General features: G+C 38.2%; 8 protein-coding genes, 1 tRNA gene and 4 rRNA genes. 11 read left to right on the top strand and 2 right to left on the bottom strand.

What is annotated here, in order from left to right:
- Positions 1-25: 25 nt before the first annotated feature.
- The 5 genes from rrf (NSS86_RS01205) to rrf (NSS86_RS01225) all read left to right on the top strand — a co-directional run bounded on the left by rrf (NSS86_RS01205) (position 26) and on the right by rrf (NSS86_RS01225) (position 5352).
- Positions 26-140: ribosomal RNA gene (gene rrf, locus NSS86_RS01205) — 5S ribosomal RNA — on the top strand.
- A 212-nt stretch (positions 141-352) separates the two neighbouring features.
- Positions 353-1904 (top strand): 16S ribosomal RNA (locus NSS86_RS01210).
- Between the two features lie 94 nt (positions 1905-1998).
- Positions 1999-2075, top strand: a tRNA-Ile gene (locus NSS86_RS01215).
- Between the two features lie 167 nt (positions 2076-2242).
- A 23S ribosomal RNA gene (locus NSS86_RS01220) occupies positions 2243-5165 on the top strand.
- 72 nt (positions 5166-5237) lie between these two features.
- Positions 5238-5352 (top strand): 5S ribosomal RNA (gene rrf, locus NSS86_RS01225).
- The 16S, 23S and 5S rRNA genes sit together here with 1 tRNA gene alongside, the layout of an rRNA operon.
- Before the next feature lie 522 nt (positions 5353-5874).
- Here the strand turns inward: rrf (NSS86_RS01225) and NSS86_RS01230 are convergent.
- On the bottom strand, positions 5875-7257 hold the full coding sequence (locus NSS86_RS01230) for a PLP-dependent aminotransferase family protein (RefSeq protein WP_000799248.1): 1383 nt from the start codon (positions 7255-7257) through the stop codon (positions 5875-5877).
- 103 nt (positions 7258-7360) lie between these two features.
- On the opposite strand from NSS86_RS01230, the gene pdxS reads away from it, so the two are divergent.
- Positions 7361-8248: a pyridoxal 5'-phosphate synthase lyase subunit PdxS gene (pdxS, locus tag NSS86_RS01235; RefSeq protein WP_000034728.1), complete on the top strand. Its 888-nt coding sequence runs from the start codon at positions 7361-7363 to the stop codon at positions 8246-8248.
- 3 nt (positions 8249-8251) lie between these two features.
- A complete protein-coding gene (gene pdxT / locus NSS86_RS01240; RefSeq protein ID WP_000690439.1) occupies positions 8252-8812 on the top strand; it encodes a pyridoxal 5'-phosphate synthase glutaminase subunit PdxT in 561 nt (186 codons plus the stop codon).
- A 207-nt stretch (positions 8813-9019) separates the two neighbouring features.
- Here the strand turns inward: pdxT and NSS86_RS01245 are convergent, their stop codons facing one another.
- Positions 9020-10234, bottom strand: coding sequence for a NupC/NupG family nucleoside CNT transporter (locus NSS86_RS01245; RefSeq protein ID WP_000547794.1), 1215 nt, complete (start codon positions 10232-10234; stop codon positions 9020-9022).
- Between the two features lie 157 nt (positions 10235-10391).
- Here NSS86_RS01245 and NSS86_RS01250 point away from each other — a divergent pair, with 157 nt between their 5' ends.
- From NSS86_RS01250 to NSS86_RS01265, 4 genes are read left to right on the top strand one after another with little or no spacing between them, the layout of a single operon-like run.
- The gene (locus NSS86_RS01250) at positions 10392-10853 is read left to right on the top strand and encodes a CtsR family transcriptional regulator (protein WP_000551762.1); all 462 of its coding nucleotides are present in this window, start codon (positions 10392-10394) and stop codon (positions 10851-10853) included.
- A gap of 18 nt (positions 10854-10871) precedes the next feature.
- Complete coding sequence (locus NSS86_RS01255; protein ID WP_000882069.1) at positions 10872-11438, top strand: UvrB/UvrC motif-containing protein; 567 nt, start codon at positions 10872-10874, stop codon at positions 11436-11438.
- Positions 11428-12435, top strand: coding sequence for a protein arginine kinase (locus NSS86_RS01260; protein ID WP_000149508.1), 1008 nt, complete (start codon positions 11428-11430; stop codon positions 12433-12435). The genes NSS86_RS01255 and NSS86_RS01260 overlap by 11 nt, the downstream gene beginning before the upstream one ends.
- Positions 12436-12448: 13 nt before the next feature.
- Entirely contained in the window at positions 12449-14905 is a 2457-nt protein-coding gene (locus NSS86_RS01265) for an ATP-dependent Clp protease ATP-binding subunit (protein WP_000897132.1), read from the top strand.
- The last annotated feature ends 51 nt before the right edge of the window (positions 14906-14956 follow it).

Consider the following 14956-nt stretch of genomic DNA (forward strand, 5'->3'; position numbering starts at 1 on the left):
TGAATGTATAAATTACATTCATATGTCTGGTGACTATAGCAAGGAGGTCACACCTGTTCCCATGCCGAACACAGAAGTTAAGCTCCTTAGCGTCGATGGTAGTCGAACTTACGTTCCGCTAGAGTAGAACGTTGCCAGGCAGTTTTTTAATCAAATTTTGGTTAAAAAATAAAATGGACAAGATAAAAAAAGTTATTGACTTAAATGTTAATAAAATGTATAATTAATTCTTGTCGGTAAGAAAAATGAACATTGAAAACTGAATGACAATATGTCAACGTTAATTCCAAAAAACGTAACTATAAGTTACAAACATTATTTAGTATTTATGAGCTAATCAAACATCATAATTTTTATGGAGAGTTTGATCCTGGCTCAGGATGAACGCTGGCGGCGTGCCTAATACATGCAAGTCGAGCGAACGGACGAGAAGCTTGCTTCTCTGATGTTAGCGGCGGACGGGTGAGTAACACGTGGATAACCTACCTATAAGACTGGGATAACTTCGGGAAACCGGAGCTAATACCGGATAATATTTTGAACCGCATGGTTCAAAAGTGAAAGACGGTCTTGCTGTCACTTATAGATGGATCCGCGCTGCATTAGCTAGTTGGTAAGGTAACGGCTTACCAAGGCAACGATGCATAGCCGACCTGAGAGGGTGATCGGCCACACTGGAACTGAGACACGGTCCAGACTCCTACGGGAGGCAGCAGTAGGGAATCTTCCGCAATGGGCGAAAGCCTGACGGAGCAACGCCGCGTGAGTGATGAAGGTCTTCGGATCGTAAAACTCTGTTATTAGGGAAGAACATATGTGTAAGTAACTGTGCACATCTTGACGGTACCTAATCAGAAAGCCACGGCTAACTACGTGCCAGCAGCCGCGGTAATACGTAGGTGGCAAGCGTTATCCGGAATTATTGGGCGTAAAGCGCGCGTAGGCGGTTTTTTAAGTCTGATGTGAAAGCCCACGGCTCAACCGTGGAGGGTCATTGGAAACTGGAAAACTTGAGTGCAGAAGAGGAAAGTGGAATTCCATGTGTAGCGGTGAAATGCGCAGAGATATGGAGGAACACCAGTGGCGAAGGCGACTTTCTGGTCTGTAACTGACGCTGATGTGCGAAAGCGTGGGGATCAAACAGGATTAGATACCCTGGTAGTCCACGCCGTAAACGATGAGTGCTAAGTGTTAGGGGGTTTCCGCCCCTTAGTGCTGCAGCTAACGCATTAAGCACTCCGCCTGGGGAGTACGACCGCAAGGTTGAAACTCAAAGGAATTGACGGGGACCCGCACAAGCGGTGGAGCATGTGGTTTAATTCGAAGCAACGCGAAGAACCTTACCAAATCTTGACATCCTTTGACAACTCTAGAGATAGAGCCTTCCCCTTCGGGGGACAAAGTGACAGGTGGTGCATGGTTGTCGTCAGCTCGTGTCGTGAGATGTTGGGTTAAGTCCCGCAACGAGCGCAACCCTTAAGCTTAGTTGCCATCATTAAGTTGGGCACTCTAAGTTGACTGCCGGTGACAAACCGGAGGAAGGTGGGGATGACGTCAAATCATCATGCCCCTTATGATTTGGGCTACACACGTGCTACAATGGACAATACAAAGGGCAGCGAAACCGCGAGGTCAAGCAAATCCCATAAAGTTGTTCTCAGTTCGGATTGTAGTCTGCAACTCGACTACATGAAGCTGGAATCGCTAGTAATCGTAGATCAGCATGCTACGGTGAATACGTTCCCGGGTCTTGTACACACCGCCCGTCACACCACGAGAGTTTGTAACACCCGAAGCCGGTGGAGTAACCTTTTAGGAGCTAGCCGTCGAAGGTGGGACAAATGATTGGGGTGAAGTCGTAACAAGGTAGCCGTATCGGAAGGTGCGGCTGGATCACCTCCTTTCTAAGGATATATTCGGAACATCTTCTTCAGAAGATGCGGAATAACGTGACATATTGTATTCAGTTTTGAATGTTTATTTAACATTCAAAAAAATGGGCCTATAGCTCAGCTGGTTAGAGCGCACGCCTGATAAGCGTGAGGTCGGTGGTTCGAGTCCACTTAGGCCCACCATTATTTGTACATTGAAAACTAGATAAGTAAGTAAAATATAGATTTTACCAAGCAAAACCGAGTGAATAAAGAGTTTTAAATAAGCTTGAATTCATAAGAAATAATCGCTAGTGTTCGAAAGAACACTCACAAGATTAATAACGCGTTTCCTGTAGGATGGAAACATAGATTAAGTTATTAAGGGCGCACGGTGGATGCCTTGGCACTAGAAGCCGATGAAGGACGTTACTAACGACGATATGCTTTGGGGAGCTGTAAGTAAGCTTTGATCCAGAGATTTCCGAATGGGGAAACCCAGCATGAGTTATGTCATGTTATCGATATGTGAATACATAGCATATCAGAAGGCACACCCGGAGAACTGAAACATCTTAGTACCCGGAGGAAGAGAAAGAAAATTCGATTCCCTTAGTAGCGGCGAGCGAAACGGGAAGAGCCCAAACCAACAAGCTTGCTTGTTGGGGTTGTAGGACACTCTATACGGAGTTACAAAGGACGACATTAGACGAATCATCTGGAAAGATGAATCAAAGAAGGTAATAATCCTGTAGTCGAAAATGTTGTCTCTCTTGAGTGGATCCTGAGTACGACGGAGCACGTGAAATTCCGTCGGAATCTGGGAGGACCATCTCCTAAGGCTAAATACTCTCTAGTGACCGATAGTGAACCAGTACCGTGAGGGAAAGGTGAAAAGCACCCCGGAAGGGGAGTGAAATAGAACCTGAAACCGTGTGCTTACAAGTAGTCAGAGCCCGTTAATGGGTGATGGCGTGCCTTTTGTAGAATGAACCGGCGAGTTACGATTTGATGCAAGGTTAAGCAGTAAATGTGGAGCCGTAGCGAAAGCGAGTCTGAATAGGGCGTTTAGTATTTGGTCGTAGACCCGAAACCAGGTGATCTACCCTTGGTCAGGTTGAAGTTCAGGTAACACTGAATGGAGGACCGAACCGACTTACGTTGAAAAGTGAGCGGATGAACTGAGGGTAGCGGAGAAATTCCAATCGAACCTGGAGATAGCTGGTTCTCTCCGAAATAGCTTTAGGGCTAGCCTCAAGTGATGATTATTGGAGGTAGAGCACTGTTTGGACGAGGGGCCCCTCTCGGGTTACCGAATTCAGACAAACTCCGAATGCCAATTAATTTAACTTGGGAGTCAGAACATGGGTGATAAGGTCCGTGTTCGAAAGGGAAACAGCCCAGACCACCAGCTAAGGTCCCAAAATATATGTTAAGTGGAAAAGGATGTGGCGTTGCCCAGACAACTAGGATGTTGGCTTAGAAGCAGCTATCATTTAAAGAGTGCGTAATAGCTCACTAGTCGAGTGACACTGCGCCGAAAATGTACCGGGGCTAAACATATTACCGAAGCTGTGGATTGTCCTTTGGACAATGGTAGGAGAGCGTTCTAAGGGCGTTGAAGCATGATCGTAAGGACATGTGGAGCGCTTAGAAGTGAGAATGCCGGTGTGAGTAGCGAAAGACGGGTGAGAATCCCGTCCACCGATTGACTAAGGTTTCCAGAGGAAGGCTCGTCCGCTCTGGGTTAGTCGGGTCCTAAGCTGAGGCCGACAGGCGTAGGCGATGGATAACAGGTTGATATTCCTGTACCACCTATAATCGTTTTAATCGATGGGGGGACGCAGTAGGATAGGCGAAGCGTGCGATTGGATTGCACGTCTAAGCAGTAAGGCTGAGTATTAGGCAAATCCGGTACTCGTTAAGGCTGAGCTGTGATGGGGAGAAGACATTGAGTCTTCGAGTCGTTGATTTCACACTGCCGAGAAAAGCCTCTAGATAGAAAATAGGTGCCCGTACCGCAAACCGACACAGGTAGTCAAGATGAGAATTCTAAGGTGAGCGAGCGAACTCTCGTTAAGGAACTCGGCAAAATGACCCCGTAACTTCGGGAGAAGGGGTGCTCTTTAGGGTTAACGCCCAGAAGAGCCGCAGTGAATAGGCCCAAGCGACTGTTTATCAAAAACACAGGTCTCTGCTAAACCGTAAGGTGATGTATAGGGGCTGACGCCTGCCCGGTGCTGGAAGGTTAAGAGGAGTGGTTAGCTTCTGCGAAGCTACGAATCGAAGCCCCAGTAAACGGCGGCCGTAACTATAACGGTCCTAAGGTAGCGAAATTCCTTGTCGGGTAAGTTCCGACCCGCACGAAAGGCGTAACGATTTGGGCACTGTCTCAACGAGAGACTCGGTGAAATCATAGTACCTGTGAAGATGCAGGTTACCCGCGACAGGACGGAAAGACCCCGTGGAGCTTTACTGTAGCCTGATATTGAAATTCGGCACAGCTTGTACAGGATAGGTAGGAGCCTTTGAAACGTGAGCGCTAGCTTACGTGGAGGCGCTGGTGGGATACTACCCTAGCTGTGTTGGCTTTCTAACCCGCACCACTTATCGTGGTGGGAGACAGTGTCAGGCGGGCAGTTTGACTGGGGCGGTCGCCTCCTAAAAGGTAACGGAGGCGCTCAAAGGTTCCCTCAGAATGGTTGGAAATCATTCATAGAGTGTAAAGGCATAAGGGAGCTTGACTGCGAGACCTACAAGTCGAGCAGGGTCGAAAGACGGACTTAGTGATCCGGTGGTTCCGCATGGAAGGGCCATCGCTCAACGGATAAAAGCTACCCCGGGGATAACAGGCTTATCTCCCCCAAGAGTTCACATCGACGGGGAGGTTTGGCACCTCGATGTCGGCTCATCGCATCCTGGGGCTGTAGTCGGTCCCAAGGGTTGGGCTGTTCGCCCATTAAAGCGGTACGCGAGCTGGGTTCAGAACGTCGTGAGACAGTTCGGTCCCTATCCGTCGTGGGCGTAGGAAATTTGAGAGGAGCTGTCCTTAGTACGAGAGGACCGGGATGGACATACCTCTGGTGTACCAGTTGTCGTGCCAACGGCATAGCTGGGTAGCTATGTGTGGACGGGATAAGTGCTGAAAGCATCTAAGCATGAAGCCCCCCTCAAGATGAGATTTCCCAACTTCGGTTATAAGATCCCTCAAAGATGATGAGGTTAATAGGTTCGAGGTGGAAGCATGGTGACATGTGGAGCTGACGAATACTAATCGATCGAAGACTTAATCAAAATAAATGTTTTGCGAAGCAAAATCACTTTTACTTACTATCTAGTTTTGAATGTATAAATTACATTCATATGTCTGGTGACTATAGCAAGGAGGTCACACCTGTTCCCATGCCGAACACAGAAGTTAAGCTCCTTAGCGTCGATGGTAGTCGAACTTACGTTCCGCTAGAGTAGAACGTTGCCAGGCAAAAAATGGATGCGATGAGCCGCATTGAGACCGCAAGGTCTCTTTTTTTTATGTCTAAAACGTCAAAATAAAAGTTAACACAAAGAAAATGGCTTGACGAAGTGAAAACGTTTGAATCTGACGAAACGAGAAAAGAGCGCAACGAGTTTAGTAGAGCTAAATGAGTAAGCGAGAGCCGAAGAAGAGGAAAGAAGCAAGCGATTGTCACAAGTCAAGAAAGGTTCTTAGCGAGGATGGTAGCCAACTTACGTTCCGCTAGAGTAGAACTGGAAATGATAATTTAATAATGTACACTTTCGATTGTCTAAGTATGTACAACTTTAATTTTGTGTTTATATAAATTTAAAATGATATCATCGAAAACAAAATATTGTATAAATAGAGAAGAGCAGTAAGACGGTATCTAATTGAAAATGATCTTACTGCTCTTTTATATACTTTATTGAAATACAAAAAGGAAATTAATTATTATACAATAGACAAGCTATTGCATAAGTAACACTAACTTTTATCAAAGAAGTGTTACTTTATAATTAATGATTTTATTAGAGCGTCTACATGCGGTTTTAAAGCATCATCGTCTATACCGCCAAAGCCTAATATAAATTTAGGGGTTTTCTTATAGTCTTGATCATCATCAAAATTATAAACTTGTAATTTTAACTTTACTTTGTTTGCTCTATCAAGACACTCTTGTAATGTTAATCCATTTTTTACTGTAATTGTAAAATGCATACCCGTTTCAGCACCTTGAATATCAAGCTGCTCTTTGTAAGGTTTCAATCTTTTTAAAATATAGGTTAGTTTTCTACGATAAATTCGTCTCATTTTATTTAAATGCCTTTCAAAACCACCGGAAGATATAAACGTTGCAATAAGGTTTTGCATATGAACAGGTACAGTGTTGCCTTCAATGTGATTTTGAGAATGATATTTTTTCATTATAGAATAGGGTAACACCATATATGCAACTCGACAGCTAGGAAAAATAGACTTTGAAAATGTACTGATATAAATCACTTTTTCTCCTCTTGAATATAGACCTTGAATTGCTGGAATGGGTTTGCCGAAATATCTAAACTCGGAATCATAATCATCTTCTATAATAAATCGTTCTTCTTTTTCTTGAGCCCATTGTATTAATTGAGTTCGTTTTTTTAAGTCCATCACATATCCAGTTGGAAATTGATGGGAAGGCGTTATATATACTATATTTTTTTGTGATTTAATAACTTCATCTACGTTTATTCCATTATCTTCAACTTCAATTTGTTCATATTCAACTTGTTTTTTATCTAAAATATTTTTGATTGGTGGATAACTAGGTTTTTCGATAATAAACGTTGAAGTATAAAGTAAATCGACTAATTGATTTACTAATTGTTCGGTAGATGAGCCAATTATAATTTGATTAGGATCACAAATTACACCACGATTAGTAAATAAATAAAATGCCAGTTGAAATCTTAAATGTAATTCTCCTTGAAAATGTCCTCTACGTAATTGATTTAAATGATTTGTATCATAAAGATCTTTGGAATACTTTCTGAAAAGTTCTATAGGGAAATGTTTCGTATCTATTTCATCCAAATTAAAAGCATAATCATAAGCTTCATCACTCGCTTTTGGTTTATATGAATCATCATCAAAAAGAGAGGGGATAGGTTGATTGTTTAAAATTGTTAAAGATTCAATTTCGGACACAAAATATCCAGAGCGAGGTCTTGAATAAATGTAACCTTCGTCTAATAGAAGTTGATATGCATGCTCTACGGTTGTTTGGCTGATAGATAAATGTTTGCTTAATTGTCTTTTAGAATAAAATTTATCGCCTTCTTTAAATTGACCTTCAATTATTTGTTTTTTTAATTTTTCATAAAGTTGATGGTATAAAGTGTTTTTCAATTTTATAACTGACCTCCTAAATTTATCTTATTTTGTACCTTTTTAAATATCAGTTTATACATTACAATGTATTTAATCAACTTGAAAAGGGGTTTTATGTATAATGAGTAAAATTATTGGATCAGACAGAGTCAAAAGAGGTATGGCTGAAATGCAAAAAGGCGGCGTTATTATGGATGTCGTTAATGCTGAGCAAGCAAGAATTGCAGAAGAAGCAGGCGCGGTAGCAGTTATGGCATTAGAACGAGTACCTTCTGATATTAGAGCTGCTGGTGGCGTTGCACGTATGGCAAACCCTAAAATTGTAGAAGAAGTAATGAATGCTGTTTCTATTCCAGTCATGGCTAAAGCACGTATTGGTCATATCACTGAAGCAAGAGTATTAGAGGCGATGGGTGTTGACTATATTGATGAATCAGAAGTGTTAACACCAGCAGATGAGGAATATCACTTAAGAAAAGATCAATTTACAGTACCATTTGTATGTGGATGTCGTAATTTAGGTGAAGCTGCGCGTAGAATTGGTGAAGGTGCTGCTATGTTACGTACTAAAGGTGAACCAGGTACAGGTAATATTGTTGAAGCTGTAAGACATATGAGACAAGTTAATTCAGAAGTTAGTCGATTGACTGTAATGAATGATGATGAGATTATGACTTTTGCGAAAGATATCGGTGCGCCTTATGAAATTTTAAAACAAATTAAAGACAATGGTCGTTTACCGGTAGTTAACTTTGCAGCTGGTGGCGTTGCGACTCCTCAAGATGCTGCTTTAATGATGGAATTAGGTGCTGACGGTGTATTCGTTGGATCAGGTATTTTTAAATCAGAAGATCCAGAAAAATTTGCTAAAGCAATTGTTCAAGCAACAACACATTACCAAGACTATGAACTAATTGGAAGATTAGCAAGTGAACTTGGCACTGCTATGAAAGGTTTAGATATCAATCAATTATCATTAGAAGAACGTATGCAAGAGCGTGGTTGGTAAGATATGAAAATAGGTGTATTAGCATTACAAGGTGCAGTACGTGAACATATTAGACATATTGAATTAAGTGGTCATGAAGGTATTGCAGTTAAAAAAGTTGAACAATTAGAAGAAATCGAGGGCTTAATATTACCTGGTGGCGAGTCTACAACGTTACGTCGATTAATGAATTTATATGGATTTAAAGAGGCTTTACAAAATTCAACTTTACCTATGTTTGGTACATGCGCAGGATTAATAGTTCTAGCGCAAGATATAGTTGGTGAAGAAGGATACCTTAACAAGTTGAATATTACTGTACAACGAAACTCATTCGGTAGACAAGTTGACAGCTTTGAAACAGAATTAGATATTAAAGGTATCGCTACAGATATTGAAGGTGTCTTTATAAGAGCGCCACATATTGAAAAAGTAGGTCAAGGCGTAGATATCCTATGTAAGGTTAATGAGAAAATTGTAGCTGTCCAGCAAGGTAAATATTTAGGCGTATCATTCCATCCTGAATTAACAGATGACTATAGAGTAACTGATTACTTTATTAATCATATTGTAAAAAAAGCATAGCTTAATGTATGCTAAATCAACGAATTATTGATATTTATAGATTTGTTGAGAAGAAAATATCTCCTTCAAACTTAGCTTTGGAGGAGTTATTTTTTATGTCAAAATTAAAAATGATAAAAAATAAAGATATACATAAGAAAAAACCCCTTCAAAGAGACTGAGAATAGTCAAAATTTTGAAGGGATTAATTCGATGTTGATGTATTTGTTAAATAAAGAATCCAGCGATTGCAGCTGAAATGAAAGATACTAGTGTTGCACCGAATAATAATTTCAAACCAAAGCGGGCAACTGTATCTCCTTTTTTGTCATTAAGTGATTTAATAGCACCTGAAATAATACCAATAGAGCTAAAGTTAGCAAATGATACTAAGAATACAGATGTAACACCTTTTGCGTGTTCAGATAAATCACTAAGTTTACCAAGTGCTTGCATTGCTACAAATTCGTTAGATAATAGTTTTGTCGCCATAACTGAACCGGCTTGAACTGCATCTTGCCATGGCACACCGACTAAGAATGCAAATGGTGCAAAGACAAAACCAATTAATGTTTGGAAATCCCAAGAAATAGCGCCACCTGAAACTGTACTAAAGATATTGCTTACAATTCCATTTAATAGAGCGATAATGGCAATGTATCCGATTAACATTGCACCTACAATGACAGCTACTTTAAATCCATCTAAAATATATTCTCCTAGCATTTCGAAGAATGATTGTTGTCTTTCTTCAGTTTCTTCAACTAATAATTTGTCATCTTCTTCATTAACTTTATAAGGGTTAATAATTGAAGCGATGATGAAACCACCAAATAAGTTTAAGACAACAGCCGTTACAACATATTTAGGTTCAATTAAGGTAAAGTATGCACCGATAATTGAAGCAGAAACAGTCGACATTGCTGAAGCTGTTAATGTGTATAAACGTTGCTTAGGTATGTATGGTAATTGTTTTTTAATTGAAATAAATACTTCAGATTGTCCTAAAATTGCTGCAGCAACTGCATTGTATGATTCTAAACGTCCCATACCATTAATTTTAGAAATTAAGAATCCTAAAACATTAATGATTAAAGGTAAAATCTTTGTGTATTGAAGGATACCGATAATCGCTGAAATAAATACGATAGGTAATAATACACTGAAGAAGAATGGTGGTTGCTTAGGATCGATATATTGAATACCACCGAATACAAAGTTAACACCATCTGCTGCTTTTAATAATAAGTAGTTAAAACCGTTTGAAATACCACCAATAACCTTGATTCCCATTGTAGTTTTAAGCAAGATAAATGCAAAGATAAGCTGAATTGCAAGTAAAATTCCTACATATTTCCAGCGAATATTTTTCCTGTCTGAGCTAAATAGAAACGCAAGTGCTAAAAAGAAGATAATTCCGATAATCCCAATTAGAATATGCATATATTTCTCATTCCTTTAGTTTTTTCTACAATCTATCATACAATAAAATGGAAGGGCTAACATCATAAATTTTTGAAAATATAAAAACAAATTAATTGAAAAAGGTCAAAATAGGTCATATAATATAGTCAAAGAAGGTCAAAAAGGGGTGATATACATGCACAATATGTCTGACATCATAGAACAATACATCAAACGTTTATTTGAAGAGTCGAATGAAGATGTCGTTGAAATTCAGAGAGCGAATATCGCACAGCGTTTTGATTGTGTACCATCACAATTAAATTATGTAATCAAAACACGATTCACTAATGAACATGGTTATGAAATCGAAAGTAAACGTGGTGGTGGTGGTTACATCCGAATCACTAAAATTGAAAATAAAGATGCAACAGGTTATATTAATCATTTGCTTCAGCTGATTGGACCTTCTATTTCTCAACAACAAGCTTATTATATTATTGATGGGCTTTTAGATAAAATGTTAATAAATGAACGTGAAGCTAAAATGATTCAAGCAGTTATTGATAGAGAAACGCTATCAATGGATATGGTTTCTAGAGATATTATTAGAGCAAATATTTTAAAACGTTTGTTACCAGTTATAAATTATTACTAAATGAAATGAGGTGTTGAAGTGCTTTGTGAAAATTGTCAACTTAATGAAGCGGAATTAAAAGTTAAAGTTACAAGTAAAAATAAAACAGAAGAAAAAATGGTGTGTCAAACTTGTGCTGAGGGGCACCATCCGTGGAATCAAGCTAATGAACAGCCTGAATATCAAGAACATCAAGATAATTTCGAAGAAGCATTTGTTGTTAAGCAAATTTTACAACATTTAGCTACGAAACATGGCATTAATTTTCAAGAAGTAGCGTTTAAAGAAGAAAAACGTTGCCCATCATGTCATATGACTTTGAAAGATATTGCACATGTTGGTAAATTTGGGTGTGCTAATTGTTATGCAACATTTAAAGATGACATCATTGATATCGTCCGCAGAGTTCAAGGTGGACAATTTGAGCACGTTGGAAAGACACCACATTCTTCACATAAAAAGATAGCTTTAAAGCGAAAAATCGAAGAAAAGAATGAATATTTGAAAAAACTTATTGAAATCCAAGATTTTGAGGAAGCAGCCATTGTTAGAGATGAAATTAAAGCACTAAAAGCTGAGAGTGAGGTGCAACATGATGACGCATAATATTCATGATAATATCAGCCAATGGATGAAAAGTAATGAAGAAACACCAATTGTTATGTCTTCTAGAATTCGGTTAGCGCGTAATTTAGAAAATCATGTGCATCCACTAATGTATGCTACTGAAAATGGTGGATTTAGAGTTATAAATGAGGTACAAGATGCCTTGCCAAATTTTGAATTAATGCGTCTTGATCAAATGGATCAACAAAGTAAAATGAAAATGGTTGCAAAGCATTTGATTAGTCCTGAACTAATAAAACAACCAGCAGCCGCAGTATTAGTGAATGATGATGAATCTTTAAGTGTCATGATAAATGAAGAGGACCATATTCGTATTCAAGCTATGGGAACTGACACGACATTACAGGCTTTATATAATCAAGCTTCATCAATTGATGATGAATTAGATCGAAGCCTTGATATAAGTTATGATGAACAACTTGGTTATTTAACTACATGTCCTACCAATATAGGTACTGGTATGAGAGCAAGCGTGATGCTACATTTACCAGGTCTATCTATTATGAAAAGAATGACACGGATTGCTCAAACCATTAATCGTTTTGGATATACAATCAGAGGTATTTACGGTGAAGGTTCGCAAGTTTATGGACATACTTATCAAGTATCCAACCAACTTACACTTGGTAAATCTGAGTTAGAAATCATAGAAACATTAACAGAAGTTGTTAATCAAATCATTCATGATGAAAAACAAATACGACAAAAGTTAGACACTTATAATCAATTAGAAACACAAGACCGTGTTTTTCGCTCGCTAGGTATTTTACAAAACTGTAGAATGATAACTATGGAAGAGGCTTCTTATAGATTAAGCGAAGTTAAACTTGGTATAGATTTAAATTACATTGAATTACAAAACTTTAAATTTAATGAATTGATGGTAGCTATACAGTCACCATTTTTATTAGATGAAGAAGATGACAAATCTGTAAAAGAAAAACGAGCAGATATACTAAGAGAACATATAAAGTAGGAGGTCATTATTTATGTTATTTGGTAGATTAACTGAACGTGCACAGCGCGTATTAGCACATGCACAAGAAGAAGCAATTCGTTTAAATCATTCAAATATAGGAACAGAACACCTATTATTGGGGTTAATGAAAGAACCTGAAGGAATTGCTGCAAAAGTATTAGAAAGTTTTAATATCACTGAAGATAAAGTAATTGAAGAAGTTGAAAAATTAATCGGACATGGTCAAGATCATGTTGGTACATTGCATTATACACCTAGAGCTAAAAAAGTCATTGAATTATCGATGGATGAAGCTAGAAAATTACATCACAATTTTGTTGGAACGGAACATATTTTATTAGGCTTGATTCGTGAAAATGAAGGTGTTGCAGCAAGAGTTTTTGCAAATCTAGATTTAAATATTACTAAAGCACGTGCACAAGTTGTGAAAGCTTTAGGAAACCCTGAAATGAGTAATAAAAATGCACAAGCTAGTAAGTCAAATAATACTCCAACTTTAGATAGTTTAGCTCGTGACTTAACAGTCATTGCCAAAGACGGTACATTAGATCCTGTTATAGGACGTGATAAAGAAATTACACGTGTAATTGAAGTATTAAGTAGACGTACGAAAAACAATCCTGTACTTATTGGAGAGCCAGGTGTTGGTAAAACTGCTATTGCTGAAGGTTTAGCGCAAGCCATAGTGAATAATGAGGTACCAGAGACATTAAAAGATAAGCGTGTTATGTCTTTAGATATGGGAACAGTAGTTGCAGGTACTAAATATCGTGGTGAATTTGAAGAGCGTCTGAAAAAGGTTATGGAAGAAATCCAACAAGCAGGTAATGTCATCCTATTTATTGATGAGTTGCATACTTTAGTTGGTGCTGGTGGTGCTGAAGGTGCTATCGATGCTTCGAATATTTTGAAACCGGCATTAGCACGTGGTGAATTACAATGTATTGGTGCTACTACATTAGATGAATATCGCAAAAATATTGAAAAAGACGCGGCTTTAGAACGTCGTTTCCAACCTGTACAAGTTGATGAACCTTCAGTAGTAGATACAGTTGCTATTTTAAAAGGATTAAGAGATCGTTACGAAGCACACCATCGTATTAATATTTCAGACGAAGCTATTGAAGCAGCTGTTAAATTAAGTAACAGATACGTTTCAGATCGTTTCTTACCAGATAAAGCAATTGATTTAATTGATGAAGCAAGTTCTAAAGTAAGACTTAAGAGTCATACGACACCTAATAATTTAAAAGAAATTGAACAAGAAATTGAAAAAGTTAAAAATGAAAAAGATGCCGCAGTACATGCTCAAGAGTTTGAAAATGCTGCTAACCTGCGTGATAAACAAACAAAACTTGAAAAGCAATATGAAGAAGCTAAAAATGAATGGAAGAATGCACAAAATGGCATGTCAACTTCATTGTCAGAAGAAGATATTGCTGAAGTTATTGCAGGATGGACAGGTATCCCATTAACTAAAATCAATGAAACAGAATCTGAAAAACTTCTTAGTCTAGAAGATACATTACATGAGAGAGTTATTGGGCAAAAAGATGCTGTTAATTCAATCAGTAAAGCGGTTAGACGTGCCCGTGCAGGGTTAAAAGATCCTAAACGACCAATTGGTAGCTTTATCTTCCTTGGACCAACTGGTGTTGGTAAAACTGAATTAGCTAGAGCTTTAGCTGAATCAATGTTTGGCGATGATGATGCGATGATCCGTGTAGACATGAGTGAATTTATGGAAAAACACGCAGTGAGCCGATTAGTTGGTGCTCCTCCAGGATATGTTGGTCATGATGATGGTGGACAATTAACTGAAAAAGTTAGACGTAAACCATATTCTGTAATTTTATTTGATGAAATTGAAAAAGCTCATCCAGATGTATTTAATATTCTATTACAAGTTTTAGATGATGGACATTTGACAGATACAAAAGGACGTACAGTTGATTTCAGAAATACAATTATCATAATGACATCAAACGTTGGGGCACAAGAATTACAAGATCAACGATTTGCTGGATTCGGTGGTTCAAGTGATGGACAAGATTATGAAACAATTCGAAAAACGATGTTAAAAGAATTAAAAAATTCATTCCGTCCAGAATTTTTAAACCGTGTAGATGATATCATTGTATTCCATAAACTAACAAAAGAAGAATTAAAAGAAATTGTAACAATGATGGTTAATAAATTAACAAATCGATTATCTGAACAAAACATAAATATTATTGTTACTGATAAAGCGAAAGACAAAATCGCAGAAGAAGGATATGATCCAGAATATGGTGCAAGACCATTAATTAGAGCGATACAAAAAACTATCGAAGATAATTTAAGTGAATTAATATTAGATGGTAATCAAATTGAAGGTAAGAAAGTTACAGTAGATCATGATGGTAAAGAGTTTAAATATGACATTGCTGAACAAACTTCAGAAACTAAAACACCATCGCAAGCATAATTATAAAACAGTCCAAAACAAATTAAAGTTTTGGGCTGTTTTTTTAGTAGC

The sequence above is a fragment of the Staphylococcus sp. FSL W8-0056 genome (assembly GCF_037963075.1).
Taxonomy (GTDB): Bacteria; Bacillota; Bacilli; order Staphylococcales; family Staphylococcaceae; genus Staphylococcus; species Staphylococcus aureus.

Coding starts and splice junctions, on each gene's coding strand:
- NSS86_RS01265 (WP_000897132.1), top strand. CDS start 12,449: ATGTTATTTGGTAGATTAACTGAACGTGCACAGCGCGTATTAGCACAT.
- NSS86_RS01245 (WP_000547794.1), bottom strand. CDS start 10,234: ATGCATATTCTAATTGGGATTATCGGAATTATCTTCTTTTTAGCACTT.
- NSS86_RS01260 (WP_000149508.1), top strand. CDS start 11,428: ATGACGCATAATATTCATGATAATATCAGCCAATGGATGAAAAGTAAT.
- NSS86_RS01250 (WP_000551762.1), top strand. CDS start 10,392: ATGCACAATATGTCTGACATCATAGAACAATACATCAAACGTTTATTT.
- pdxT (WP_000690439.1), top strand. CDS start 8,252: ATGAAAATAGGTGTATTAGCATTACAAGGTGCAGTACGTGAACATATT.
- pdxS (WP_000034728.1), top strand. CDS start 7,361: ATGAGTAAAATTATTGGATCAGACAGAGTCAAAAGAGGTATGGCTGAA.